This window comes from Flavobacterium degerlachei (assembly GCF_900106645.1).
Lineage (GTDB): Bacteria > Bacteroidota > Bacteroidia > Flavobacteriales > Flavobacteriaceae > Flavobacterium > Flavobacterium degerlachei.
The window spans coordinates 152,552-178,507 of record NZ_FNMV01000008.1 but is presented as its reverse complement, the minus strand read 5'-3'; the positions used below and the strand labels follow the sequence as shown (position 1 = coordinate 178,507).

Genomic DNA, 25,956 nt, shown 5'->3' with positions numbered 1-25,956 from the left:
ATTATGAAAAACTACCTATTATTGTTGGCCTCAATTGTTTTGTTGTCTTGTCAACAATCGTCTGAATTATTGACAACGATTTATTCTTTGCCTAAAAAATTGAAAGAAGTTTCAGGAATTACGTACTCCACTGACGATAGTTTGATATGGACATTAGAAGACAGTGGAAATGCAAATGTTCTATATGCCTTAAACGCAAATGGTATGATTGCAAAAGAAGTAACTGTCAAAAATGTAGAAAACATTGATTGGGAAGATATTACTAAAGATAAAGAAGGCAATTTATATATAGGTGATTTTGGAAATAATGAAAATGAGCGTCAGGATTTGTGTATTTACAAAATGGATAAAAAATCATTAGACAATGAGAACGCTATTCCAGCGTACAAAATTTCATTTTTATACCCAGAACAAAAAGAGTTTCCTCCAAAAAAGAAAGAATTATTATATGATGTAGAAAGTTTTTTTGAGTGGAATGGTAATTTTTATTTGTTTACAAAAAATAGAAGCAAGGGATTTGATGGAACCGTTTTTATTTATAAAGTTCCGAATAGTGCAGGAATGCATAACGCACAATTAATAGGAGAATTTAAGACTTGCGATGATTATTCCACTTGTGCGATTACAAGTGCCGCGATAAGTCCTGACGAAACCAAAGTTGTCCTTTTAAGTCATAGTAAAATTTGGCTTTTGGAAAATTTCTCGTCTGATGATTTTCTTTCGGGTACTAAAACCGAAACCAAATTACAGCATAATTCTCAGAAAGAGGCTATCTGTTTTAAGGACGATTCTACTTTACTGATTGCCGATGAAAAGGTTAAAAAAACAGGAGGAAAGCTCTATGAAATTTCTATCCAAAAATTAAAATCCAAACCCTAGACCAAATGCGATTCGTGCATCGTCATCTACGCTCTTAAAACAAGTGATTCTGGCCGTGATAACATTCAGACCATTTAGCCATATTCCTCCACCAAAAGATTGATGCCATTTATTAGACTCCTCTCCGTCCTGCCACACTCTTCCATAGTCAAAACCTCCTAGAATACCATAAGTCATTGGAACAATGCTTTCGCTTATTTTTCCTATGTTCCATCGTATATCGCTACTTTGAAAAAAGGATTGTTTACCTAAAAAGCGCTCATTTCTAAAACCTCTTAGATCATAATCTCCGCCTAAGGTAGCACCTTGGTAGAATTCAAAGTTATTATTTAAAACTGCTTTTCCTTTTATTAGCGTTGCCAAAACAAGTTTTCCTTCGGTGTCAATTTTATGATTGAAATTAAGTTTTGATTCTATCGTTGGGAAATTACGTTTGCTGTCAGTTAGGTTCATTTTCCAACTTCCAGCTATCGAGAATCCCATTCCAATGCTTGGTAATGAAGGATTGTCATAATTTTCATAACTGTATTTTAAGCCAGCTCCAGCAAATTGTTGACTTTCAAATACGTTTGGATTTACGGTATTTGAGAGTGTTATAAAACGATCTTGTGTTCTATCGATTTCAATGTTTTCAAATATTGATTGAACAGTTAATGTACTTCCATTCAGACCTGTTTTTTTAAATTGTGGCGCTGCTTTTAAGATTCTGATTCGAACACGGTTATAGTCCATTCCATCTCTATCATCGTCACTCAAGGTTTCATTTCCGTATCCAAAATAATTTATAGCAAAATTAGGACTAGTAAATTGTGTCTCTAAATTAAAATCCCAAGCTCCAATAAGTTTAGGAACTGATAGATTATAAAGCAACTCAAAACCATTTGTAGCAAAATAGTAATTTGCATTAAAAATATGTTTTCTAGTATACGGATCTTGTTTGAAATGATTAATAGTATAATTAGCATTTATACCAAGTTTTATCCCATCATCAGGATTAAAGCCTATTGTAGGAAAGCCTGAAAAGGCATTGTATTTTGGTTTTCTGTAATCATAAAGATTCGTTTGATAATTATCGCTCAATTTTCTCTGCGTTTTAGAATCTATATTAAACGTATTTTTCTTTGACTCAAAATCTAATATCTTAATTTTTTTTCCGTTTACAACGGTGTAAATATCATTGTTTTGACCACCAATTAGTTTGATCTTTATTTTTGATTTGTGATCTCCACTTACTTCAAATTCATCGTCATCATCCAAGCCGTAAATCCATATGTTTTTAGTATCTGAATCATTATAAGTAATCTTCGATACAAATTCGTCTCCGTCTTTTTTTAGTCGATAAACGGCAACTTCAAGGTTGTTTTTTGAGGTACGATTGATAATAAACTTATCTTTTTTGTTGGTACCAACAATTAAAACCGTTTTTTGCAAAACGCTATAGTAATTAGAAGCATAATCAGCCAGCTTAGCCCTTCTGGATTTTAAATTTGCTCTAATTTCTGAAATAGTTTGGTCTTGAACTTCTTTTGGTAAATTAGTAAAAGCATTATCAATAGCTTCATCCGAAAGATTTTCTTGAATGTATCTTGCTTGATTAATCCAGTCTTTTTTTGTGGCTGTTTTTAAAAATGCTAAGTCTAAAGGATAGGCTTCTCGATTAAACCATTTGACATTTTTTATATCCTTTTTGAAACTTTGCATGTGTCGCAATGCAGGAATATTCATTAAAAGAGAAATTAAGGCACCATCGTATTTTGAAAATGCCTGGTCGCGATCTCTAGGAATTGGTTTGTAAATTACTTTGCCATTTTCTTTGTATTCACCCCAGCGCCATTGGTCGTAATGCCTGTCCCAATCGCCAATAAGCATGTCAAATAAACGAGCTTTTATATACTCATTTTCATCAATACTATATTTTTCATCTTTTATTAATTTTTCTAAAACATCGTCGGTACCTATTATGTCCGTTGGTGTTCCAAAACTTTTTAATTTTATTTGACTTTCTGAAGGTCTTTCTTCTACAAGATATAATTCATCTCCAAAATTAGCATTGAATTTTTCTAAGCCATTTTGCTTAGGGATGTAGTACAATTGGGGGTTGGTATGAGAAACTCCGATTTCGTCTGCCAAAGCACCTACAGCTAATGGCGTATAAGGATGAGATGTCGTGTAGAAATCATAAAAAAAGTCTTCTGCAAAAGTGTTTTTGAACTCGTTTTCAATATATTGGTCTTTAAACGCAACACTTTGTAAAAATCGTGAAACACTTTTTTTGAGTGCACGCATCACATATTCCTTACCGTCTTTGTCAACAAGGCGCAATGATTTTGACTGATGACCTCCTCCCGCACTTTCGGGTTTTAACCCTCCATATAAGGTATCAAGAGTCGCAGTTTTAGCTTCAATTAGGTCTCCAAAGTATTGTCTATAATGTGTTCCTAACAAGAAGTTGTGTACCTTACTTTTATGAATCATGTCCGCGGTATAAACAGCGGATTTTGTCGTTAAAGGAAATTTATTGGGATATTCTATGGCTACTTCTTTTTTTGCCAATAAAATTGTTTTCTCAAAAAGGAGTTTATTTTGATTGTTCTTTTGACCAAAAAAAGAAACAGTAGTTTTTCCATTACGGTACACTTTCAAAGTAGCAAAACCATTTTTGCCATAAGAAAAATCATTTGGGTAAACAGCTTTGGCAGCTTCAGACTTAGAGCCAGCTCCACTGATTATTTGTTTGATATTATCGTGCTCAATGTATTGTAAGTTGTGGTCGTGTCCTGAAACGACTACCACATTGTCTTGTCCCTGTAAAAGCGCTTTCATTCTTTTGGCGAAAGCATTATATTGTTTGTTTTGAAGGTCTTGTGGACTAACTCCTGATGTTTTTCGAATGAAATTAATTAAAGAACCAATCACTGGAAGCGGAATTTTTTGTTCTAACGGAAAAAGTTGTTTTTTTAATGAGAATTGACCACCATGGCTTCCGTTAGTCATCAAGGGATGATGCAATGCCACTATTACAGTTTTATCTTTATTCTTACTTAAAAGACTTTCAAACTCTTCTAAAAAGGCTTCTCGAGATTTGATGTCACAATCATCATTCATTGTGGGAGTCTTGTCCCAATCTTCTAAAAACCATTGACTGTCAATAGTAATAAGTGTTGTGAATTCATTTATTTTAACATCATCAATAGGACAAGCTTTTCTGGGTGAAAATGATTTTTTATCATCTAAATAATCAGTAACGAACTCTTCTTGTCGCTTCAAACCTTTTATGCCATTATACCAATCATGATTTCCTGGAATAAAAATTGTTTTTCCCTTAAACCCTTTCGAAAGTGCTAATTGGTTTAGTAGTTTCGTTTTTGCCAAACTATAACCAGCCTGATTCTCTTTACTAGGCATCCCTTTTGGATAAATATTATCACCTAAAAAAAGAAGTGTTGCATTTTTATCTGATTTCAGTAATTGTTCATGAAGTTGATTTAGCGTTTTTTTTGCTTTATCTTCGTCGCTATTACCAGCATCACCAATTAAATAAAAAGTATGGGCAATTTTTGAAGTGTCAATATCGTTTGTAGGAATTCCAGCTATAGCTTTGTCCCCATATTGTGCATGATGAGTAGCGCAAGATTGTAGTAGAAATACACATAATAGGAGGTAACCAGGTATTTTAATTTTAATAAAATGATTATCCGAAAATAATTTCATAATTTAATAGTATAAAAATTTTTATGGATCTTATAGAACAAGCCGAAGATTTTGTCTGTAAATTACTCAAAGATAAACTTTCTAATTCATTTACCTATCATAATATTAAGCACACAAAGAATGTGGTTAATGCTGTTGAGGTTCTATGTGAGAAGGAAGCTTTAAATCAGATTGATAAGGAATTAGTACTAGTGGCAGCGTGGTTTCATGATACTGGATATATATACGGTTGTGAGAATCATGAACTTTCTAGTGTCTCCATAGTCATTGATTTTCTTAAAGAAAAGGAGAAATCTAACGAATATATTGATACAGTATCTAGTATAATAAAAGCGACTACGTTTGATTATGTCCCCAAAACGATTCTGGAAAAAATCATAAGAGACGCTGACTATTCGCATTTTGCCAATTCCGATTATTTAAAGGTATGTGAACTTTTAAGAACGGAATGGGTAAATACTCAAAAAAAGATATTTAGTGACTTTGAATGGGCTAATGAGAATTACAGAATACTTTCAGTTTGCCATAAATATTATACTGATTATGCAATTGCTAATTGGACACCATTAAAAGAAATAAATATAAATTTGGTCCACAATAAAATTAAAACCATGGAAGAACGATTGGAGGAAATACCAAAAATAATAAAAGATAAAAAGAAGAAATCGAAGAGTAAAAAACCAGATCGCGGGATTGACACCTTGTTTAGAATCACCTTAAGTAATCATACTCGATTAAGTGGTATTGCTGACAGTAAAGCTAATATTCTACTTTCTGTAAATGCAATTATAATTTCGATAGCATTGTCATCAATTATTCCAAAATTAGATAGTGTTGGCAATGCACATTTGGTGATGCCTACGTTTGTGATGCTGATGTTTAGTGTAACTTCAATAATCTTTGCGATACTTTCAACACGTCCCAAGGTTACTAGCGGTGTTTTTACACGACAAGACATTGAGGATAGAAAGGTAAATTTATTGTTCTTTGGTAATTTCTATAAAATGCCTTTAGAAGAATATGAATGGGCTGTAAATGAAATGATGAAAGACAATGAATACTTATATAATTCGATGATTAAAGATTTGTATTTTCTGGGTATAGTACTCGAGAAAAAATACAGATTATTAAGAATTACTTATAATATATTTATGATTGGAATCATTGTTTCTGTGGCTGCATTTGTATTTGCTTTCTATTCAGTTAAAGGTTAATTTAATTCACGTAGTAATTCCTGATAGGTATATTTATCATCAGAAGACTCTGTGTTGACAACCTTTATTCGCAAAGCTTTTAGGCCTGAAACACCTTGTAATTCTTCTATGTCAAATTGTTCTATAGCAGGTTCTAGTATTTTTTTGAATTGTAAAAATTTAATGTACTTCAAATATTCGGCTTCCTCATAGCTATGAGAATAGACAATAGTGATTTTCTCTTTTTGAGTTATTCTTTCTTGTGTACCTTTTATATTTGCTTTGTCGATTCGTTTTTTTACCACCTCATAACGAGCATTGTATGTACCATCTACATCAAATCGTTTTTCGTCCATTCTAAATCGGATTGAAAGGGGAGAGCTAAATACTAAGATTAATGAGGTTACATCGAGCTCGTAAGGTAAAATTGATTTTAGCCTATGGTGTTCTAATTCCATTTTGCATAGCGTTTGCAATTGCCACAATCTTAAATTGTTAAGATACATGGTGTCAAAATCTTGAGTAGGAGTGATAGATGCTCCAATATATAAATTATGTTCCACACCGTCCGTTTTGAAACGTTCAAAATAATGCGGAAAAATCTTTTGTGCTTCCACTTGTTCCTTATCTAAAATGAAAGCCATCTTTTTATTGATAATAGACATCGCATCGTCAAACTTCTTTCTCGAGTGGTAAAAAAGGGCTGTTTTTGGGTCCAATTCTTCAAAATAATTATCAATCAAAAGTTGACAATCACTATCTACTTTTGAGTTTTTTAGAATAGGATGTATTTCTTTTTGAATGTAGTTTTGAATTTGCTGTTCCGTATCAGCTTTTAATTCTAACTGTAGCTCATTGAAATAACTTTGCATTTCAAATTTTCGTTGTTCTAATAAAGAGAGTGCGTTATTGGATTTTAAACTTTCAAAAATGTTTAGTAGGGTTTTTAATTGATTTTTAAGATCCTCTTTAACCGTGTTATTTCTATGCTGTGAAGAACCTTTAATATCGATTTGACCATATAAAGGATACACTTCTTTGAACACTATTTCTTTAAAAATATAGTCTTTACTCGGGTCGTTAGTTCTATAGTATTTTTCGGCTTCATTCTTAAATTTCCAATACACACTTGAATGTATTGCGGTATATTCTCTTTGAATTACTGCTTCTATTTGGTTTTGTAAATCTATATTATAGCGCTCTAAGGTGTCAATTACATAAGGTAATAGAAGGTCTAGATTGTTAGCATTAACACTGTTAAGTACTCTTGTTTGTGAGGAAACGAGTTCTATAACTCCAAGTAGCTTATTGTTCTTCAGTACAGGTGCAAGAATGCAACTTTTGATATCTTGCTTTAGCAAATGTTTGCCCAGTTCCTCATTTCCTGCTATGGTAGAGAATTTTTCTACATTTGAAATGATGAATGGTTTCTTTTCTTCGATAAGTGTGCTTAGAGAACATCCAAAAAATGCTTTTTCGCAATTGACAGTTTCCTCTTGATCAAAAAGGATGTAACTTGTTATTTCGTTTTTATTAAAAGGAGGTTTAATGAATTTGTTTTCCTCTTCATTATAGATGATGAGTCCTACTTTTAAATCAGAAATTTTAAAGATGGATCTAAAAATAATTTCAGTACTTTGTTTACTATTTGGGTCATTATCTGCCTTTAATAAGTTGCTTTTTAAATTAGAGATAGCACTTTCTGTAGTAGCGTCAAATAAACTTACAATACCAAACCCTTGTAGGTACCAACTCTCCTTAGGGAATTTTTGTTTCCACAAATTGATATCATCATAGTTGTCAATTAAAAGATCAAAGTCTTCAGTAGTCAGCGATACTGCTTTTTCAGTAGGAGTTATTTCTAGAAAATCGGCATTATAAAGAATACGGTAATGCTTTAATATCCCGTTTGCATCTGGAATATCATAAAATAAGGGCTTGTTAATTTCAAAACGCTGTTTGTAATAGGTATTCAAAATCAGGATACAACTTACAATGTAAAATTGGTCCTCGTCAAAATCCCTAATTGTCATATCGAAATCCCCGCCAGCGTCTTTTAGTATTCTTGTAAACCGTTCCGAATAATTGAAAGTCAAATTCTGAAATGGAATTGTAACTGCCTTTATTTCATTTTTTGTCAATGCCGTTGGAAACAAGTCCGCTAATAAATACTTAATTAGTGTCTTATTGTTTTCAATAATCGATAAATCTTCTATTCCAGTTCTAAACTCTGGAAAATGTTCAATTTCTTTTAATAATGCTTTCGCATAATTGGATCTATAATCAATATCAGATAAAGCAATTTCTTCTAAAGACTCAATCAATTTATGAAAAGAGATTTGGGTTTTAAATGGGCTTTCTTTGAATAGATTGGTGTTCATAATGGAAGTTTATTGAGTTGCAAATTTAATGATAAACTCAATTTATATACCGATGATTTAGATATAATATTAAAATAAAAAATCTCTAACTACTATTCGTAATTAGAGATTAAAAATTTGGGGCAAATTTTTTTTTAAAAAAAACTATGTGAGCAACTCATAATTTAAGTTCGTTTATTTCTTCTTTCAGGTCTGGTTTAAAAAAAAATAGTGAGAGGATGGCCAGTTCTGTTCTTATCGGACAACTGGAAGTTCGTAAAACTTTTTTTTATAGATTTAATTTATGATAGATTATCTTAATGAAGCGATTAGGCCGCGTGCGTCTTTTTTTGAAGAAAATCTTTCAAGGCTTGATTAATTTCTTTGCGTTCCGCAGTAAGAAAAGTGGTGTGCCCTTTTACGTCATCTGTTAATTCTAAATCGCAATGAGTACATTTATATTCTTTAATGTGACTTGTGATAGTTCTCGTTGTGATGATTTTATGTCCAAAAAGCAGGCAAATAAATTTTTTGGAAATAAAATTTTCTTTGATTTCGATAGTGTTCATAGTATGGTAGATTTGGGTCGATGAAAGTATAAAATAATCGATTAAATTAACAAAATAATCGATTAAAAGCACTTTTTAACTTTTTAAATAATAAAAAACTTACAAATAAATCGTTGCTTGGCACTACATTTTTTAGGTTTTAATGTAAGGTCGAACTATTACTAAAATAAAAAATCCCCAATCACAAATTGTGATGGGGACTGAATATAATGATTGCAGTAACTTTGGTTACGATTTCTCTTCTTTATTGAAATAAACCAAATAATAATACATTTGCTTTTCCTCATCCCATCCTTTTTCTACATACTTTTCGGCACTTTCAGGATTGATAAAATCCATTTTAATCTGAATGTGTGTATCTAGATTAATGATGTTTTTGATTGATTTTCGAGCATCAGTCACAGCAGCATTGGCAATAGGGAAAGAGGTTACATCCTCAATACTATATTTCTCGCCTTTATCTACTTTGTAATTTTTGAATTCTGGAATTAAGTCTGGATTGTCTAAAACCTCATTCAAGAAATTGGTTTCTTCGAACTGGTCATTTTTAGCAAAATAATTCACAGAGCGGTTCATAAACATCACTTCCTCTTTCTTGTCTTCTGCTGGAAAAACAACATCTTTGGCAAAATTCTGACAGAATTTTAAGTATTTTTTTGTGATGAAATTTTCATCTTCAAATGCATCTACTGAAAGAAAATGCTCTAACCAGTAACGTGCATCATATCTATTACTATCAACAGTAAGGATTTTATAACCTTCCTCTTTTTTATGATTGAAAATGATACATCCTTTATCTAATTTGCTAAGGTTAATACCTTGTTGCAATATCATTTCTAGATGTGTTCCTCTTTCCTCAAACTGTAAAAAGTCAGCTTGCAATTCGCTTTTAAAAATTCCAATAGCGTCGACAACATTATTGTCAATATTCACATTAGTCAAATAACTTACGTAAACTTCACCATTCTTGATGTGAGGGTGATTGGACTGCTCATATAAATGTTGCGTGATTTTTTTTGAACCTTCGTGTAAACTAGCTGGGTTTTCAAAAATTTCCGTAGCAAATTTATACATGTCGTTATAATCCAAATCTACTTCATGCGCAAACTGATAATAGTTTTCCTCTTTTTCTCTGAAAGGTTTTAAGAAAAATTCTTTAATAAGTGGCACAATTTCATCCTGAAGACTAAACGGCTGCTCTGACAAGAAAATAGCTTCATTGCGACTTTTATTCCCTACTCTATGAATAGAGAGTGTCTCAATATGCGTGTTAAATAAGTTGATCATTAGTTAGGTTTAATATTGTTTAAAGGTTTAAAGTTGTTTAAAAGTTTAAGAATCGATAAACTTTGTCCCCTTAAAGTCTTTTTTATTTAGGTATGTAATAAAATTGTGAATTTTGATACTTAATTTTTCATATTCAGAAACTAAAACTGTTAATCGCTCCTGAGTTATGTATTCATTATCAAAAACTCTATATAATTGAGATCGAGATTCTCCTGCGGAGCCTTTTGCAATAGATAGAAATTGTCGGAATTCAGCATTTCCATTTCTTTCAAAGCCTTCTGCAATATTGTCCATCACAGAACCAGATGAACCTTTAATTTGTTCTTTAAGTTTAAAATCTCTGTTTAAATCAGTGTTTTTAGAGATTAAAATTATTTCGTTTGATAGTCTTCTAGCTTCAAGCCAAATTTCTAGATCTTCAAACCTTTTAATTGTAGCCATATCCCAAAAACTATTTTAAACAATTAAACTCTTAAACAATTAAAACTTAACTCTAATTCCAATTCTCCTCAAATCCAAAGTCTTCAAAACTGTCGTCGCCTTCAAACATATCTAGATCATCTTCATCTAAACCGTCTTCATAGTCATTTGCATAATCATCAGCATTGTCAGCTTCAAAGTTTTTTTCCATTGCCTCATCTGGCATTTCTCCGTGAGAAAATAAAGTTTCTGGATAAGTGTTGCCTGCAGTTTGTTCTTCTACTGCTGCTAATTCAACAAGGAATGTCCACATGTTTATAAAGTCATAAACATAAATTATTTTGGTGTTCTTATCGTCTAAAATATCTGAGAGTTGATAATCGCTCATGATTTTTTGTTCGCCAGGAACATCTCCGGTGTCAAAAAGAGAAATCTCATCCTCTTGATTCCACGTCTCATCACAAGTGTAAAATGAAGCCACTTCCATTCCGTCAAACCCAAATGAATTGAAGATTGCGTTATGTAAATCCTCTAAAGTATCCTCATCAAGTATTGCAATATCTCTAAAAATATCTTCTTCTGCATCTAATATTACCCTGAATTTGTAAACCATAATCGTTGTTTTTATTGAATGGTCAAAGGTAAAATTTAATTTTAGATATCTTTTTAAGAAACTTGATTTGTTAATAAGATTTCTATAGTGCTATAATTGCTAAGCCTGCAGCTTTTTAGTTATGCGTTTTCTAAAAGTATGATACTTTTTATGGTATTTGTTGTTAGTGGGATAGCTACGGCTTTCAGTCAGATTGTTGACTACTAAGGCAACGAATAAAAGAATAAGTACTCCAGTGAGTATTGGACTCAATACATACCAGTAACCAAGATCCTTAATCTTATCAGAACTAATTACGGCTATCAAAGCAGTAGTGCCTCCAGGCGGATGGAGCGTTCTGGTGACTTGCATTAAAACAATCGAAAGAGAAACTGCCAAAGCCGATGATAACCAAATAATATCAGGTAGTAAAAGTTGTACTGTAACACCTACAAATGCTGAAATAAGATGACCTCCAATAAGGTTTCTTGGTTGAGAAAACGGACTTTGAATTATGCCGTAAATAAGCACGCTAGAGGCACCAAAAGAACCAATAAGAAAAACAGCATCTGATCCTACGAAATTATGAGAGTTAAAATAAGCGATACTTCCAATTCCTATAAACGAACCAACAAAGGCCCAAAAGTGCTCTTTAAAATCAATTAATGTTTCTTTATAAAGGATATACCTTGTTTTACGATATCCTTTTTTTATTTTCTTGATCGGCATAGGTTTTTATTTTGATAGACTAGCAGCGTATGAATATACTGAATAAGGGTAAATCATCTTTGCGGTATTTTTCTTAATCGCACTAAGACATCTTTATTAATTCGAAAAGTATTATTTATCTGAAGGAATATTGTAAACCTTAGTTTTTTATAAGGTTTTTTTAAGTGCTGCAAACTTAAAGAATTAAAAAAAGAGTATACCTTGATATGACTCCATAACAGGATTTTTTATGAAAGCTTTATGAGTACAATGATTTTAGGATCCAATTCGTTTATATTTCATAAAATTCTAATGGAAGTCCATCTGGATCTGCAATAAAGAAAAAACGTTTACTCGTAAATTCATCTTTTCTTATTTCTTCGGAAGCAATATCTTTTTGAACTAAAAAATCACGGGTCTTCTCAATATCATTCACTTCAAAAGCCAAATGACGTAAGCCACAAGCTTCAGGACGGGAAGGTCTTTCAGAAGGATTAGGGAACGAAAAAAGTTCAACAATATAGTCGCCATTCAAGGCTAAATCTAGTTTGTAGGAATCCCGTTCTTCCCGATAAATTTCTTGTAGTATTGTAAGTCCTAAAATTTCGGTATAAAAACGTTTTGATCTGCTATAGTCAGAACAAATAATGGCAATATGGTGTACTTTATTTAATTGTAACATTTTATTATTGATTTAGTTTCCGAATCACTTTTGCAGGATTTCCTACTGCTAGTGAATTGTCAGGAATATCTTTTGTAACCACAGATCCTGCTCCAATAACACATCCTCTACCTATAGTAACCCCAGGACAAATCACAGAATTTCCACCTATCCAGCAATCATCACCTATAGTTATGGGTAAAGCGCTTTCAACTGTTTTTCTTAATTCTGCCTCAAGCGGGTGAGTGGCGGTGTACAATTGAACATTGGGTGCGAAAAACACATTGGAACCAATTGTCACTGTGGTACAGTCTAAAACAACGCAGTTTACATTGAAGTACACATTCTCACCACAACTAATATTATAGCCATAATCACAAAAAAATGGTGGTTCTATATAAAGATTAGCTCCTGAATTTGGAATCAGTTCCTTAATTATTTCGCGTGCTTTTTTGGTAACTCTATATTCAGTAACATTTAAGCGGTGCATTAAGTTTTTTGCTCTCCTTCTATCTTTTACTATCTCAGGGTCGCCACCCAAGTAGTGTTCTCCCGCGATCATTTTTTGTTTTTCAGTTTTCATATTGTAGTTGATTTCAGTTGTAATCTAAAATTTTATTTTCGCGATTTGATCGTGCATTTGTGAAATTTGCTGCAATGCTGCACTACTGTACCAAGGTGTTAACTCCACTTCAAATATTTTTGCTTTAACTGCTGGGTCACTTTCTACTAGCGTTAGCGCTTCATCAACAGTAGTTACATTAAAAATAAAAATGCCACTATAATTTCTTTCGTTTTCCATGAATGGACCAGCAACCACTAATTTCCCTTCTTTTGCTAATTTATTAATATTGGCCATATGTCCTTCAAATAATTTGGCTCGTTCTTCTTTACTGGCCGTTGTATTACTCCCTTTTTTAAGGATGCAAAAAACATATTGTTTCATTCCGTAGTCATCAGCACCTAATGATTTTGCCAATGAAGCATTAAATGTAGCTTCGGCTTCTTGAGCTCTTACTGTCGCAAAAGATAGAAATGTTAGTAGTACTGCAATGCTGATTTTCATTTTCGTTTGATTTAGTTATCACAAAAATACTGTTTTTATGCTAAAGAAATAGGCCATATTTGTGGAGTTAAGTGAATGGAATTGCTATCGTTTACAACTCATCCCTCTAATTTGACAGTTCAGTTAGTTTAAGTTTTTAAAAAGAGACAATCAAAATACATTTGGTGTATCAAAATCAAACCAAATGAAATCAATCAGTACTTTAATTATTTTATTCTTCACCACTTTTTTATTTTCCCAAACAACACTTTCGGGCAAAGTAGTTGATCAAAAAGGTAAAGCTGTTTCTGGTGCCAATGTTTTCATCGAAGGAAGTTATGACGGAGCGACAACTAATGAAACCGGAGATTTTTCATTCGAAACAGATGCTAAAGGCAATCAGACTTTAGTAGTGAGTTTTTTAATTTATGAAACTTCAAAAACTCAAATTGATGTTGCTAATTTTCATGGAAAAACCATCACTTTAAAGGAAAGTTTTAACGCGCTTGATGCCGTTGTGATTACTGCAGGAACAATGGAGTCTGGCGAGAAAGCAAGAGTTACTGTTTTAAATTCTTTAGATATCGTCACAACAGCAGGTTCAGCAGGGAATATTATTGCGGCTCTACAAACCTTACCGGGAACACAAAGTGTAGGCGAGGACGGTCGTTTGTTTGTTCGTGGCGGAGAAGCTAATGAAACACAAACTTTTGTAGATGGTATTCGTGTAGCGCAACCTTATGGTGCAACTACTAATAATTTGCCTACACGCGGTCGGTTTTCTCCCTTTCTGTTTAGTGGAATCGCCTTTTCTACAGGAGGTTATTCAGCAGAATATGGTGAAGCTTTATCTAGCGTATTGCTTTTAAATACAGAAGATAATCCAGATCAAAATAAAACAGATATTTCACTAATGACTGTAGGTTTTGGTCTTGGAAATACTCAAAAATGGGAAAAAAGTTCACTAAGTGTTAATGCTTCTTATATCAATTTGGCTCCTTATCAAGCGGCAATTCCGCAAAATGTAGATTGGAACAGTCCTTTTCAATCGTTGTCTGGAGAAACCGTTTATCGCTATAACTTTAATAGCGGTATTCTAAAGCTGTATGCTGCTTTTGATTCTTCTAAATTCGATATTAATCAGGAAAATATAAATTCAGCTGAGAAGATGAGGGTGAATTTGAAAAACGATAATTTTTATTTTAATACTTCGTACAAAGGAAATTTCGGAGCCAATTGGCAAATCACAACCGGAATGAGTTATGGTTATAGCAAAAATAAAATCGGACTGAATTTAGACAATGTAGTTAACGATGAAAATGCAGCACATTTAAAATTGAAATTGAGGAAAAACGTTTCGAATTACTTTAAGTTGTCTTTTGGTGGAGATTATTTTAGTACAAAATTCGATGAAAGCTTCACCGAAAATTTAGGAACAGCAAAAACGAATGGCTATAATTCTAATATTGCGGCAGCATACACAGAAGCAGATATTTTATTTTCAAAAAAGTTTGCTGCTAAAATTGGTTTAAGAGCTTCTAATAATGACTTGCTTGATGAAACTACCATTTCGCCACGACTCTCTATGGCATACAAAGTGGCTAAAAACAGTCAGTTCTCGTTGGCTTACGGTGATTTTACTCAAAGTCCAAATGCCGATTATATCAAATATGCCAAATACCATCAATTCGAAAGCGAAAAAGCTTCGCATTATATTTTGAATTTTCAATATGCCAAAGACAAGCAAACTTTTAGAGCAGAAGCCTACTATAAAGAGTACAGCAACTTAGTTAAATACGATACACAAGAGATTGCCTATAATTCGATATTCAACAATCAAGGTTCGGCTTACGCCAAAGGTTTGGATTTATTTTGGCGTGATGGTAAGTCCATTAAAAATCTAGAATATTGGATTTCCTACTCATATATTGATACCGAAAGGGATTATAAAAATTATCCAACAACCGCAACGCCAAGCTTTGTGGCAGATCATTCTTTGTCTATTGTAACGAAGTATTTCATAACTGATTGGCGTTCGCAAGTAGGTTTTACCAATTCATTTAGTTCGGGGCGTCCCTACAATAATCCAAATGAAACCCAATTCATGAACGGAAAAACGAAAGCCTACAATAGTTTAAGTTTTAATTGGGCGTATTTAATTAGCCAACAAAAGATACTGTATTTCTCTGTTTCGAATGTTTTAGGAACGCAAAACGTCTTTGGATATGATTATGCTAATTCTCCTGACTCTAGCGGTTTTTATAATAGAAAAGAAATTACGCCTACCGCTGATCGGTTCTTCTTTGTGGGATTCTTTTGGACTATTAGCAAAGACAAAAAAGACAATCAGTTGAAGAATCTATAGAAGAAGTTTAAAGATTCCGAGTCTCAAAGTCTCAAAGTCACAAAGGCTCAAGGAATCTGATCTTTGATTTTATGATTTTCAAACCTTCGACTAACTAAAAAACGATTCATCCTTGAAATTCAACAGTTCAGTAATTATAAATTTTTCCCGCAGTATTTCTGTGATACTTTTGAAGTATAAATTAATAACTCGTTTCAATCATCAAAAAACAATCAACCTTAAAAACTAGAAATCATGACTAAATTAATCACCGCATTCGCACTATTTGTTATTACTTTATTATCGGCTCAAGGCCAAGTAGCAACTAATGAAACAAAAGCAAGCAAGTTTGAACAAGGAATGGGAAAAGCCTTTGCTCTTTGGGGAGAAGGCAAAAACGCAGAAGCTTCTGATGTATTCGAAAGAATTGCCGCAGTAGAAACAACAAATTGGTTGCCTAATTATTATGTAGCTTTGGTAAATACAACCGCCGCTTTTGGTACAAAGGATAAAGAAAAAATAAATATATTACTTTCGAAAGCACAAAACGCTTTAGATGTAGAAATGATAAAAGATCAAAATAATGCCGAATTGTACGTGATGCAAGCCATGATAAATACTGCCTGGATCGTTTTTGACCCAATGACTAACGGACAAAAATTATCCGGTCCAACCATGGAACTATATGCAAATGCAGAAGCAATTGCACCAAATAATCCTAGGGTAATCTTCTCAAAAGCGGAGTTTGAAATTGGAGGAGCCAAATTTTGGGGACAGGACACAAAGCCGATGTGTGCTCAAATTGACAAAGCCATCGAACTTTTTGCTACTTTTAAACCTGAAAGTCCTTTCGCTCCAAAATGGGGATTGGATAGAGCATTAATAGCGCAGAAAAATTGTAAATAGGCCGAGAGGCACTATTGAACTTTTTAATGTTTAATACTAAACTTAAATGAATAAATTAATAAGAGAATTCCCTAGAGCTTTATTTATATCGATCTTAATATTCATTGTTTTAACAATAATACCAGTTGTAAACGGAGGGAAAGTAGCTTTCGATAATCATTTAAAGGTTAATTTCTTATACACCATGCTCTATGGGATGACGTTATATTACGTGAATGCGATACTTTTTATGTATTTAGATTCTGTTTTTAAAAACAATAGATATGCTGTTAAAAGGTTGGTTATTGGGTTTTTAAGTTCATTTGTTCTTTCGTTATTTGTAATATTCTTATTAAGGGTTTTTGAAGATGTAATAATTGAAGAAAATACTTTAAGTGCATTTTTGAAAGAGGAGCAACCTTCTAATTATATTGTTGCATCAATAGTGTCATTTGTTGTTCTTTTAGGAATTCATGCACTTTATTTTTACAAAGCCTATAATGAGAACAAAGTCAAAGAGCAGAAAATAATTGCTGGAACTGCATCGGCTAAATTTGAGAGTTTAAAGAATCAAATAGATCCTCATTTTCTCTTTAATAGTTTGAATGTTTTGAGTTCTTTGATCGAAGAAAATCCTGAAAATGCACAGCGATTTACTACTTCATTGTCTAAAATATATCGCTACGTATTAGAACAAAAAGACAAAGATTTGGTTTCAGTCGACGAGGAATTGGCTTTCGCCAAAACCTATATGAATTTGCTTAAAATGCGTTTTGAGAATAGTTTGTTTTATGAACTTCCCACGTCAATAATTAATCCAGAAGCAAAAGTAGTTCCGCTTTCCTTACAGTTGTTGCTCGAAAATACGGTTAAGCACAATGTAGTAAGTGAAAAAAGGCCATTGCATATTCGGATTTTTGTTAAAAACGGCTATTTGGTTGTTGAAAATGATTATCAAAAGAAAGAAGTGCTGCAAGATCGTAAAGGAGTAGGATTACAAAATATCATCAATCGATACGGAATTATAACCGAAAGGAAAGTTTTGATAGGACAAAATGAAAAAGTATTCACGGTCAAAATACCCATTTTGACCAAACAAATATCAGTCATGGAAACAACGACAGATTATAATGAAAACAATGCTTATTTTAGGGCAAAAAAGAGAGTGGAAGAATTGAAAGGATTTTATGGAAACCTGATTTCGTATTGTATTGTAATTCCTTTTTTAATTTTCATAAATCTCAGGTATTCTCCTCAATATCAATGGTTCTGGTTCTCTGCTGGAGGTTGGGGTTTTGGACTGATAATGCATGCTCTTAAGGTTTTTGGATATAGCTCGAACTGGGAAGAAAGAAAAATTCAAGAGATTTTAAATAAAGAAGATAATAAACAAACATGGAAATAGTCATGGAGAATAAATATCAAAACGAAGACAGCTATTTTAAAGCTAAAAAAAGATTCAATAAAATCAAAGCATTCTATTTGCATTTGCTCATATATTTTAGCGTAACTCCTACAATAATTTTTATTAACCTGAAATTCACTCCTGAAGAACAATGGTTTTGGTATTCAGTACTTGGTGGAGGAATTCCTTTATTGATTCATGCCTGTAAAGTTTATGTATTTAACGATTACTGGGAAGAAAGGAAAATTCAAGAGATTTTAAATAAAGAAGATAATAAACAAACATGGAAATAGTCATGGAGAATAAATATCAAAACGAAGATCGCTATTTTAAAGCTAAAAAACGGGTGGAAGAAATTAAAGGGTTTTACGGTAATTTGACTGCTTATGTAGTTGTTAATATCGGACTCTTAGCGATTAATTTAGCTACATCACCCAGCTATTTATGGTTTTTTTGGCCGCTGTTCGGATGGGGGATAGGTGTGTTTATTCACGGAATGAAAGTCTTTAATTATATGCCATTTCTAGGGAAAGACTGGGAGGAACAAAAAATTAAAGAGTTTATGGAGAAAGAAAAAGAGAAAGAACAAAAAGGAAATTGGAAATAATAAAATTCAAACCACATGGGACGATTAAGAAGACGATTGTTCGAGAATACTGTTTCAGGCATTGACAGTCCTGATGCGCGTTATGACATGGCGTATAAAAGAGTAAAAAGGATTAAAGGGTTCTATATTCACTTATTGGTTTACGTGCTGGTAAATGCCTTTATATTGATTTCTATTTTTAACAGGAGTATGATTGGGGACGAAGTGTTTTGGCAATGGCAAACCTGGAATACCGTTTTCTTCTGGGGAATTGGCTTAATGGCGCACGGATTGTCGGTTTTTGGAAGAAATATATTTTTTGGACCTGATTGGGAAGAAAATAAAATTAAAGAATTTATGGATAAAGACAAGGATAATAAATGGGAGTAAATTAATATTTAGGACCAAAGTTCAATTGAGGATTTTTATACTTCATACATAAACTACAGAATTAGTAATAATAAAAAATAATAATGACAACCATCATAATTGAAGACGAAAAACCAGCTGCAAGATTGTTACAGCGAAAACTCGAAAAGTTAAATATTGAAGTTAGTGTTCTCCTTCATTCTGTCGAAGAATCGATCGAATGGTTTTCTAAAAATGAACATCCTGATTTGATTTTTTTGGACATACAATTGTCCGATGGTTTGTCATTTGAAATATTTGAAAAAGTCGAAATTAAGAGCGCTATTATCTTTACAACGGCTTACGATGAATATGCCTTAAGAGCATTTAAATTGAACAGTATTGATTATCTTTTGAAACCTATTGATGAGGAAGATTTAGAAGTTGCAGTAGATAAATTTCAAGCACGGATTCCAAAAAAAGAATCGCTTAAAATTGACTTTGAAGAAATCAAGAAAATGCTTTCGAACCCATTTGATAAAAATTATAAAAAAAGGTTTACAGTAAAAATTGGACAACATTTAAAAGTTATTTCTACAGATGAGGTTGAATGTTTTTTTAGTGAAAATAAGGGGACGTATATTCATACTTTTGACAATAGAAATTACCTTGTTGAATGTACTTTGGAAATTTTAGAACAAGAGTTAGATCCGAAAGAATTTTATAGAATTAGCCGAAAATTTATAATTCCGTTGAAAGCAATTAAGGAAATTGTACTTTATAGCAACTCTCGATTGAAAGTGATTTTACCTTCTTATGGAGAAGATGAGGTTATAGTTAGTAGAGAAAAAGTACCTCATTTTAAAGAGTGGTTAGGCTGAGAAAAAAGCATGAAAAGACGGTTTCAAAAGTCACTGAATTTTGTTTGAATTGACACACAAAATAGAGCTGTTTTTTGAAACCGTTTTTAATAAGACACAATCTTTTATTTATTCAAATAAAGACTGAATCTCTTTTTTAGTCTTACCTAATTTTTGTTGTAGTTTCCCCCACATTTCATCTTCTTGTCCTTCTTCAAATAACAAGTCGTCTTCTGTTAGTTCGGCAAATTTTTGTTTAATTTTACCTTTCATCTCATTCCAGTTTCCTTTAATCTCTTCTGAATTTGGCATAACAATATAGTTTTAATGATTATTAATATTTATATAGCAAAGTTGGGAAATAAGGGTGGTGAAACTGTTATATTATTTTTAGAAATTGTTGTAAAATTATTGATAGAGAGGATTTATGATTACTTTAAAAGTGATTGAATTAAAACTGTAAGTTGTAATTGTTAAATCGCTGGATAGCATTTATTTGGATTAGTAGTATAGATTTTTTCTATATTGGCTTTAAGCCTTAAAAAACCATTTTCTAATCCCTATTAGAATAAAGATAAAGACAGAATATCCTATAAAAAAGGAAGAGATGTGTTCTATGTAATTCAGTGATAACATAAGCGCAATTAGTAATAATTGAAATCCTAATCCATACAAAGAAACGAAAGTCATAAACCAATTTGGGAACGTTTTACGTTTGTAAGCATCACTGTCCAGTGCATGAATTATTTTGTCAAAACCTCCATAAACGATAGTGTAAATCAAATGCAAAATATCAACTGATTTCTGAGTTTCGCCAGCTAATGCTTTAGGTGTTTTGTCCTCAAAAATTTTGCTTGTCTTGTCTCCTCCAACGGATCTGTTTCTTAAAATCACATAGTAATAATTGTATAAAGTTCCTTGTAATTGAATACAAAAAAACGCAAGTAATGTGATCCAAAAAGGTGTCGTTGAGACGTACCAAATTGCAGTTAAAAACAGAAAGTTGAGTACGATGTCAAAGACACTATCAAGGTACCTTCCGGTATAGGATGGAGTGTTTTTTATTCTGGCTAGTTCACCATCAGCAGCATCAATAATTGATTTCAAAACGATGAAAATACCAGCTAGGTAATATTGATTTTTGAGAATAAAGTAAATAGCAATTAGACCGCAAAGACCAAAAAGCAGGGTGACGTGAATGGGTGTAAATCGGGTGTTTTTTAATCGATTTGCAAGTAATTTTCCAGGGGTTCTTCCATAATCTGATAGATCAAGAAACTTATCCTGAGGTGCAAGTTTAGACATTTTTGTTTATGATGAACAAAGAAATGTGACAATATAGTCAAGCGTAAATATAATGAAAAGTTGTTATTTGGACAATCGGTGTAGCGTAAATGTCATTGCAGATAAAAGGAAAAAAGCATTGATTTGATGAGTCAATCCTAACCATAAAGGTACTCCATATAGCAATGTGAATACACCTAAAGCAAACTGTAAAACCACAATTATTAGTAATGAATTAATTCCGTTTTTTTGCCCTTTATCCAAGCTGAATTTTTTGCTTTTAAAGTAGAGTAAAGCCATTATTGCAACAACAATATAAGCGAGAGTTCTATGAATAAACTGAACTCCACTTTTTCCTTCAGTAAAGCTTAATAACATGTTTTTTTGTTCCTGAAAGACACTGTCGTGAATAAATTGTCCGTCGCTCATCAATGGCCAGTGATTGTGAATTAAGCCTGCATTTAGTCCTGCAACAAAGCCTCCGTATATGATTTGAAGTAATAACAAAGCAAGTGCGTAACGGGCGATCGTTCTTAACGATTTCTCTATTGGTTTCTTTTCAGGGTAGATTAAATCTAATGCTACCCAAAAGGTATAGGCAAACGTGATAAATGCAAAAGTTAAATGTAGTGCCAATCTAAAATGACTTACATCTGGATTATCAATTAGTCCGCTTCTTACCATGAACCAACCTAAAAAGCCTTGAAAAGCACCCATACTTAAAAGGATAACGCATTTTTTAATAGTTGAAGTGTCTAATTTCTTTTTGATTAGAAAGTATACAAATGGAACTATAAAAACTAAACCTATTATACGACCGATAAAACGGTGAAACCATTCCCAAAAATAGATAAACTTATAATCTGAGAGTTGGAAATCATTATGAATATTTATCTTTTGATACTCGGGAAACTGTTTGTATTGGTCAAAGGCTTCTTGCCATTTTGCTTCTGTAAGTGGTGGGAATGTATCGGTAACTAAATGCCAGTCGGTCATCGATAATCCAGAATTAGTTAATCGAGTAATGCCTCCAACAATAACCATTAAAAACAATAAGAAACAGCCTGATAACAGCCAAATTATAACGGATTTATTCTCTTTTTTCATTTTGAAACTAATTTTCCCAAAGATATTTTAATTACAACTAATACTTAATTCAACAAGCGTTAATCTTTAATCCCATTTTAGTAGCTTTTTTTAACATGAAGTCATAAGCTGCCTGATACTCATTAGGAATTTCCCCTTCTAGTATTGCTTCTTTAATAGCTTCCTTAAGCATCCCTATTTCTTTTGAGGGCTGAAGGTTGAAAATTCCCATAATTTCCTCACCAGTTATTGGAGGTTGAAAATTACGAACATGATCACGCTCTTCTACTTCCACAATTTTTTTGCGGACGATTTCAAAATTAGCATGATATTTCTTGAACTTATTCGGGTTTTTAGTAGTGATATCCGCTTCGCATAAGGTCATTAGATCTTCCACATCTTCTCCTGCATCAAAAACCAAACGACGCACTGCTGAATCAGTCACAGTATCCTGTGATAGGACAATGGGACGTGAACTCATCATTACCATTTTTTGAACAAATTTCATTTTCTGGTTCAATGGCATATGCAAACGTTCAAATAGTTTTTTGACCATTTTACCGCCTAGAAATTCATGTCCGTGAAAAGTCCACCCCTGTTTCTTGTTGAAACGTTTAGTTGGTGCTTTCCCTATATCATGTAATAAAGCGGCCCATCTAAGCCAAACATCATCTGTATTAGGGCAAATGTTGTCTACAACTTCCAGTGTATGGTAAAAATTGTTTTTATGGGTTTGTCCCTCGATTTCTTCTACTTGATTTAAGGCGGTCAATTCAGGTAAAAGGATATCAAGAAGTCCAGTTTTATATAGTAATAGGAATCCAACAGAAGGTTTGTCTGTTGAAAGTATCTTGTTTAGTTCATCTACAATTCGCTCTCCAGAAATGATTTTAATGCGTTCTGCATTTTTCGTGATGGATTGCAGTGAGTTTTCTTCAATTTCAAAATGCAATTGATTGGCAAAACGTATCGCTCGCATCATGCGCAAAGGATCATCAGAGTAGGTGATATCTGGTTCAAGAGGTGTTTTTAATACCTTATTCTCCATGTCCTTCAGACCATCAAATGGATCAAGAAGTTCTCCAAAACTACTTGAATTCAAAGAAATTGCCAATGCATTGATTGTGAAATCTCGACGGTCTTGATCGTCTTTTAAGGTCCCGTTTTCTACAACTGGGTTCCGACTTTCAAAATGATAGGACTCTTTTCGGGCTCCTACAAACTCAATTTCGGTATCCTCAAAACGCAACATGGCTGTTCCATAGGTTTTGAATACTTGAACTTTTGGTTTGTTTGGAAGTAATTGAGATACTTTTAAGGCTAACTCGATTCCGCTACCTACGGCAACAATATCAATGTCTTTTTTGAAATCTCTTTTTAATATCAAATCTCGCACAAATCCACCAATGACATAACTATCAACGTTAAGTTCTTGTGATGCTTGTGAAATGACTTGGAATATTTTGTTATGTAATGCTTCTTTATAATTCATAAGTTTCTACCGCAGATTCGCAGATTTTTTTTATTTTTTTGTGCGAACAATTCGTTTGTATTCTAGGGAATTAGAATTGAAATTTACTAATAATGCAAGTTCATTATCTGACACTTTTAGATAATTTAAGCACTGATTATAATGGCTATTGTTAAAACATTCTACAGTTTTAATTTCTAAAATTATTGACTTATAAAGTACAAAATCTGCATAAAACTGATGCTTTAAAATGGTATTTTTATAGTTTACTGAGTATTCTTTTTCACGTTCATAAGGGATGTTATTTTCGTTAAATTCAAATTCTAAAGCATCTTTATATACTATTTCTGAAAAACCTTTCCCTAACGTTTTATGAACTTCAAATAGAATTCCAATTATTTTATAAGTTTCATCTGCGGATAAATATTCCTCCATAAATTAAAAATTTTAATCTGCGAATCAGCGGTTATACTATAATAACCTGTATTTTTCAACTACTTGCGAATCACTTTCACCTGAGCATCATTACCCAATTTTATAATTGTAGATGGTTTTCCAGCAATTTTATCGCGCTGCAAATTTACAACATAGTCTACACCTTTGATAATCTCTGGACTGATTTCTTTGAAACTTTTTGGAGTAGGTTGCCCTGAAATATTTGCCGAAGTAGAAACCAACGGTTTTTTCATCTTTTCCATTAATTTGAAGCAGAAAGGTTCCTTCACGATTCTGATTCCTAAAGTTTTGTCAGTGGCAATTACGTTTGCTGCTACGTTTCTAGGGTTATCCAAGATGATAGTAGTAGGGTTTTCGGACAAATCCATAATTTGCCAAGCCACTTCTGGAACCTCCTTGAAAACATTGTGTATCATTTTATCGCCGTTCATCAAAACGATCATACTTTGGGTTTCGGCTCTCTGTTTGAGTTTATAAATTTTGGCTACAGCCTCAGGATTTGTTGCGTCACATCCAACACCCCAAACGGTGTCTGTAGGATATAGTATTATACCGCCTTCTTTAATAATTTCGTATGCTTTGTGAACTTCTTCGTTAAGATTTTCCATCGATAATTTTTTTGTATTGTTCTAGCGTTTTTTGCGCCATTATTGTTGTTGTGTAAAGGCTTACTAGTTTTTCGTAAGCAATTGAAGTGAATTGCGGTGTCAAATCAGAATTACCAAATAATTTAATTATTTTATCTGCTAAAACTTGTGGGTTGTGTTTTGGGGCTAATAACCCATTGACTCCATCCTCAATGATTTCTGGAATACCACCAACATCAGTACTTATAACAGGTTTTTTATGATAAAAACTCTCAAAAATTACTTGCGGTACTCCTTCGCTTTGTGAAGTGACTAGCAAGGCGTCAAATTGCGGAATAAAATTGGACGCATTTGCAGTATATCCTAGGAAAATAATATCATTTTCTAGGTTGTTTTTCTTTACAGACTCTAATAATTCCGGTGTTCTATCAGTAAAGTTTCCTATTTGGACAAAGATAATGTCTTTCCTTTTTTCGTTATTTATGATTAAATCAACAGTCTCAATTAGTGTCTCAAAATGTTTAGCTCTAATGTGATTCCCTATGACTCCAATTATTTTTTTAGAAGGGTCTACATTGAATTTTTCTCGTAACAAAAAAGGAGTCTCAGAGCTTTTATTTTTTAAATTCGTTCCGTGGTATATGGTAATCAGCTTATTTTTGTCTTTAATCGATTCAGCTGTAACTCTCTTGGTTTCATTAGAAACGCAGAGGTATTTTTTAATTTTGGAATAGTTGTATTTATATAAGGTAGATCTTTTCTTTTTGATGGGAAAAGATGTTTTTTTACTAAAGATAAATGGAGGTAAACTATAGAATTTGTCTGCAATAATACATAAAGCAATTGCTGAAGGGTCGTGAATGTGAATAACGTCGACTTTATTAGTTTTGCATATTTGGATGATCTTCTTTGAAAATCGGAAATCCAAATTATATGCTAAAGGTGCCGTTTCATGAATAATGTCAGACTTAATGAGGCGATTGTGAAAAAGCCCATTTTCAACACATAATACAATGTTTTTAACCTCTGGATTAGTAGCGCTTAACTCAATGGATAGGTTTTCAATATGATTCTCACCACCTCCCCAATTTTTTACAGCCGATACATGCAATATAGTCATCTATTATTTTTTGCCGAAATTACAATAATAATTTGAAGTCTAAAATGGTATGTGTATTTTTGTGGGTTGATAGTAATTAAGCGATAGTTTTGAAAGAAG

At 32.7% G+C, this 25,956-nt stretch carries 26 protein-coding genes; 9 read left to right on the top strand and 17 right to left on the bottom strand.

Features of this window, described 5'->3' with window-relative positions:
* Positions 1-3: 3 nt before the first annotated feature.
* On the top strand, positions 4-879 hold the full coding sequence (locus BLV91_RS09940) for a hypothetical protein (protein WP_091432568.1): 876 nt from the start codon (positions 4-6) through the stop codon (positions 877-879).
* Here BLV91_RS09940 and BLV91_RS09935 read toward each other — a convergent pair.
* Positions 862-4,590 (bottom strand): metallophosphoesterase, encoded by a 3,729-nt coding sequence (locus tag BLV91_RS09935; protein WP_091432492.1) that lies wholly within the window; start codon positions 4,588-4,590, stop codon positions 862-864. The genes BLV91_RS09940 and BLV91_RS09935 overlap by 18 nt on opposite strands.
* A 23-nt stretch (positions 4,591-4,613) precedes the next feature.
* On the opposite strand from BLV91_RS09935, the gene BLV91_RS09930 reads away from it, so the two are divergent.
* A complete protein-coding gene (locus BLV91_RS09930) occupies positions 4,614-5,804 on the top strand; it encodes a Pycsar system effector family protein (RefSeq protein ID WP_091432489.1) in 1,191 nt (396 codons plus the stop codon).
* Here BLV91_RS09930 and BLV91_RS09925 read toward each other — a convergent pair.
* The 9 genes from BLV91_RS09925 to BLV91_RS09885 all read right to left on the bottom strand — a co-directional run bounded on the left by BLV91_RS09925 (position 5,801) and on the right by BLV91_RS09885 (position 13,446).
* Positions 5,801-8,164: a GAF domain-containing protein gene (locus BLV91_RS09925; protein WP_091432487.1), complete on the bottom strand. Its 2,364-nt coding sequence runs from the start codon at positions 8,162-8,164 to the stop codon at positions 5,801-5,803. The genes BLV91_RS09930 and BLV91_RS09925 overlap by 4 nt on opposite strands.
* 308 nt (positions 8,165-8,472) lie before the next feature.
* Positions 8,473-8,712 carry a hypothetical protein gene (locus tag BLV91_RS09920; protein ID WP_091432484.1) on the bottom strand — a complete coding sequence of 80 codons (240 nt, stop codon included), beginning with the start codon at positions 8,710-8,712 and terminating at the stop codon, positions 8,473-8,475.
* A 228-nt stretch (positions 8,713-8,940) separates the two neighbouring features.
* Positions 8,941-9,999: a nucleoid-associated protein gene (locus tag BLV91_RS09915; RefSeq protein WP_091432480.1), complete on the bottom strand. Its 1,059-nt coding sequence runs from the start codon at positions 9,997-9,999 to the stop codon at positions 8,941-8,943.
* A gap of 45 nt (positions 10,000-10,044) precedes the next feature.
* Positions 10,045-10,440, bottom strand: a complete 396-nt coding sequence (locus BLV91_RS09910; RefSeq protein WP_091432477.1) for a four helix bundle protein — start codon at positions 10,438-10,440, stop codon at positions 10,045-10,047.
* Positions 10,441-10,492: 52 nt separating this feature from the next.
* Positions 10,493-11,032 carry an IS1096 element passenger TnpR family protein gene (locus tag BLV91_RS09905; RefSeq protein ID WP_091432474.1) on the bottom strand — a complete coding sequence of 180 codons (540 nt, stop codon included), beginning with the start codon at positions 11,030-11,032 and terminating at the stop codon, positions 10,493-10,495.
* Positions 11,033-11,131: 99 nt separating this feature from the next.
* Positions 11,132-11,740 (bottom strand): HPP family protein, encoded by a 609-nt coding sequence (locus BLV91_RS09900; protein ID WP_091432471.1) that lies wholly within the window; start codon positions 11,738-11,740, stop codon positions 11,132-11,134.
* Positions 11,741-12,011: 271 nt separating this feature from the next.
* Complete coding sequence (gene gloA2, locus BLV91_RS09895; protein ID WP_091432469.1) at positions 12,012-12,401, bottom strand: SMU1112c/YaeR family gloxylase I-like metalloprotein; 390 nt, start codon at positions 12,399-12,401, stop codon at positions 12,012-12,014.
* Positions 12,402-12,405: 4 nt separating this feature from the next.
* On the bottom strand, positions 12,406-12,963 hold the full coding sequence (locus BLV91_RS09890) for a sugar O-acetyltransferase (RefSeq protein WP_091432467.1): 558 nt from the start codon (positions 12,961-12,963) through the stop codon (positions 12,406-12,408).
* Positions 12,964-12,987: 24 nt separating this feature from the next.
* Complete coding sequence (locus BLV91_RS09885) at positions 12,988-13,446, bottom strand: YciI family protein (RefSeq protein ID WP_091432464.1); 459 nt, start codon at positions 13,444-13,446, stop codon at positions 12,988-12,990.
* A gap of 184 nt (positions 13,447-13,630) precedes the next feature.
* Between BLV91_RS09885 and BLV91_RS09880 the strand changes: the two genes are divergently transcribed.
* The 7 genes from BLV91_RS09880 to BLV91_RS09850 all read left to right on the top strand — a co-directional run bounded on the left by BLV91_RS09880 (position 13,631) and on the right by BLV91_RS09850 (position 19,874).
* Entirely contained in the window at positions 13,631-15,790 is a 2,160-nt protein-coding gene (locus tag BLV91_RS09880; RefSeq protein ID WP_091432462.1) for a TonB-dependent receptor, read from the top strand.
* 234 nt (positions 15,791-16,024) lie between these two features.
* On the top strand, positions 16,025-16,675 hold the full coding sequence (locus BLV91_RS09875) for a hypothetical protein (RefSeq protein WP_091432458.1): 651 nt from the start codon (positions 16,025-16,027) through the stop codon (positions 16,673-16,675).
* A 46-nt stretch (positions 16,676-16,721) separates the two neighbouring features.
* Positions 16,722-18,059, top strand: a complete 1,338-nt coding sequence (locus BLV91_RS09870) for a 2TM domain-containing protein (RefSeq protein ID WP_245709656.1) — start codon at positions 16,722-16,724, stop codon at positions 18,057-18,059.
* Complete coding sequence (locus BLV91_RS09865; RefSeq protein WP_091432455.1) at positions 18,050-18,352, top strand: 2TM domain-containing protein; 303 nt, start codon at positions 18,050-18,052, stop codon at positions 18,350-18,352. Before BLV91_RS09870 ends, BLV91_RS09865 begins: the two co-directional genes overlap by 10 nt.
* Positions 18,343-18,666, top strand: a complete 324-nt coding sequence (locus BLV91_RS09860; RefSeq protein ID WP_245709655.1) for a 2TM domain-containing protein — start codon at positions 18,343-18,345, stop codon at positions 18,664-18,666. Before BLV91_RS09865 ends, BLV91_RS09860 begins: the two co-directional genes overlap by 10 nt.
* Positions 18,667-18,681: 15 nt before the next feature.
* The gene (locus BLV91_RS09855) at positions 18,682-19,035 is read left to right on the top strand and encodes a 2TM domain-containing protein (RefSeq protein ID WP_091432452.1); all 354 of its coding nucleotides are present in this window, start codon (positions 18,682-18,684) and stop codon (positions 19,033-19,035) included.
* An 83-nt stretch (positions 19,036-19,118) separates the two neighbouring features.
* A complete protein-coding gene (locus tag BLV91_RS09850) occupies positions 19,119-19,874 on the top strand; it encodes a LytR/AlgR family response regulator transcription factor (RefSeq protein ID WP_091432449.1) in 756 nt (251 codons plus the stop codon).
* Between the two features lie 108 nt (positions 19,875-19,982).
* Here BLV91_RS09850 and BLV91_RS09845 read toward each other — a convergent pair whose 3' ends face one another.
* The 7 genes from BLV91_RS09845 to BLV91_RS09815 all read right to left on the bottom strand — a co-directional run bounded on the left by BLV91_RS09845 (position 19,983) and on the right by BLV91_RS09815 (position 25,857).
* A complete protein-coding gene (locus BLV91_RS09845; protein ID WP_091432446.1) occupies positions 19,983-20,165 on the bottom strand; it encodes a CsbD family protein in 183 nt (60 codons plus the stop codon).
* 219 nt (positions 20,166-20,384) lie between these two features.
* Complete coding sequence (locus BLV91_RS09840) at positions 20,385-21,158, bottom strand: CDP-alcohol phosphatidyltransferase family protein (RefSeq protein ID WP_091432443.1); 774 nt, start codon at positions 21,156-21,158, stop codon at positions 20,385-20,387.
* 63 nt (positions 21,159-21,221) lie between these two features.
* Positions 21,222-22,244 carry a COX15/CtaA family protein gene (locus tag BLV91_RS09835; protein WP_091432438.1) on the bottom strand — a complete coding sequence of 341 codons (1,023 nt, stop codon included), beginning with the start codon at positions 22,242-22,244 and terminating at the stop codon, positions 21,222-21,224.
* 49 nt (positions 22,245-22,293) lie between these two features.
* Positions 22,294-23,715, bottom strand: coding sequence for a CCA tRNA nucleotidyltransferase (locus BLV91_RS09830; RefSeq protein ID WP_091432436.1), 1,422 nt, complete (start codon positions 23,713-23,715; stop codon positions 22,294-22,296).
* Between the two features lie 30 nt (positions 23,716-23,745).
* Positions 23,746-24,129 carry a GxxExxY protein gene (locus BLV91_RS09825; RefSeq protein ID WP_091432433.1) on the bottom strand — a complete coding sequence of 128 codons (384 nt, stop codon included), beginning with the start codon at positions 24,127-24,129 and terminating at the stop codon, positions 23,746-23,748.
* A 59-nt stretch (positions 24,130-24,188) separates the two neighbouring features.
* A complete protein-coding gene (locus BLV91_RS09820; RefSeq protein ID WP_091432430.1) occupies positions 24,189-24,758 on the bottom strand; it encodes an L-threonylcarbamoyladenylate synthase in 570 nt (189 codons plus the stop codon).
* Positions 24,745-25,857 carry a glycosyltransferase family 4 protein gene (locus BLV91_RS09815; protein ID WP_091432426.1) on the bottom strand — a complete coding sequence of 371 codons (1,113 nt, stop codon included), beginning with the start codon at positions 25,855-25,857 and terminating at the stop codon, positions 24,745-24,747. The genes BLV91_RS09820 and BLV91_RS09815 overlap by 14 nt, the downstream gene beginning before the upstream one ends.
* Positions 25,858-25,956: the final 99 nt, after the last annotated feature.